Source organism: Ruminococcus sp. CAG:57 (assembly GCF_000435935.1).
In the GTDB taxonomy this organism is placed as follows: Bacteria; Bacillota; Clostridia; order Oscillospirales; family Ruminococcaceae; genus Hominimerdicola; species Hominimerdicola aceti.
Genome location: NZ_FR890751.1, coordinates 1 through 1,243, shown reverse-complemented (window position 1 = coordinate 1,243; position 1,243 = coordinate 1). Strand labels below are relative to the sequence as shown.

General features: G+C 40.1%; 1 protein-coding gene. It reads right to left on the bottom strand.

Features of this window, described 5'->3' with window-relative positions:
- Positions 1 to 428: 428 nt before the first annotated feature.
- Positions 429 to 857 (bottom strand): sigma-70 family RNA polymerase sigma factor, encoded by a 429-nt coding sequence (locus QVO88_RS08035; RefSeq protein WP_022287983.1) that lies wholly within the window; start codon positions 855 to 857, stop codon positions 429 to 431.
- Between the last annotated feature and the right edge of the window lie 386 nt (positions 858 to 1,243).

Here is a 1,243-nt window from a genome sequence, read left to right as displayed (position 1 = left end):
TTTCACCTCTGAAATAGTTTAAATATTATGTAAAAACGGCGATCTGCATTTTACGCAAACCGCCGTAATAATTCGTTTTGCCTTTGCATGATATTTATCCCCGATACCCGTCACGCCCGGAACTCTGCAAGCTGCGGTCAGCGTAACCGCATCATGGGACTCTCACCCGCTCTCTTAGCCCTCACTGGGAAGTATCATTATCCTCACACGTTTCATCGCCGACTTTGGTTGCTGTCCAAAGGTCTGAACGTCATGGTTATCGCTCGCTTTTTGAGGTCGTCGCGCATGGTTCATTTGGCTGCCGAGATTTCATACCGACCGTGTGATTAACGTACTTGCAGAGTTGATATTCGGTTGTCAAGCTACTTCGGATTTTTATTCCGCTTGTATAGGGGAAGAAGCAACGCTTTTTGCAACCATTTTTTTGATTATTTTAAAAGTTTGTAGAGTTTGCACAAAATCCTCTTTCTTTTCTTGCTGACAGCTTGGTGAGTAATACCAAGATATTTTCCGCATTCTTCAATTGTTAAGTTTTTAAAATATATAAGTTCAATTAATTTTCGCTCGTCATCCGATAACAATGCTAAACAACTATGCAGTCTGTCATATTCCGCATGCAGCATAACATTTCGTTCAGTAACATCTTTGTCAGTCACAAATTCGTGAAAGTTCTCAAATGCTCCGTCAATGCCTCCGATAAGGGCTGAGAACTGAATCTCATGTTGATAGAACGACTTGTCATTATCGTCAATATTCCACTGACTTCGATTGTATCCCACTCTGACGTTTTCACTGACTTCAACCTCAACATACTTCTTTGCTATGGTGTCATAGACACGCAATGTATTTTTACTCATTAATATTCCTCCGTTTTGATTTTTGTTTTGAATCAAAACGAAGGCTTACGGATATTTGGATATAATGCACAGCCACTTTGTTGTAAAAATCATATTGTGTCCTTTCTTCTGAGGACACAAAAAACGAGCCTGCATACTTAGTACACAGACTCTGTTTGCCTGAAAAATGGGCGTACTAAAGAAAGGGCACAAAATATGCTGTTTGCATTCTCTGCAAAACGGTCATATTTTGTATTCCCTGCCATAATGCATATCAGGCGTTGAATATTTATTTAATAAAAAAAGCCGTCGACAAGACAGACTCCTTGCGGAATCTATCCTGCCGACGGCCTCTCATGTTAATCGACGTTAGTCGATATGTTTGGATAAACCGATCGGTAATCAAA

What these genes read in the sequence shown, in the direction of transcription:
- QVO88_RS08035 (WP_022287983.1), bottom strand. Translation starts at nt 857, where the DNA reads ATGAGTAAAAATACATTGCGTGTCTATGACACCATAGCAAAGAAGTAT.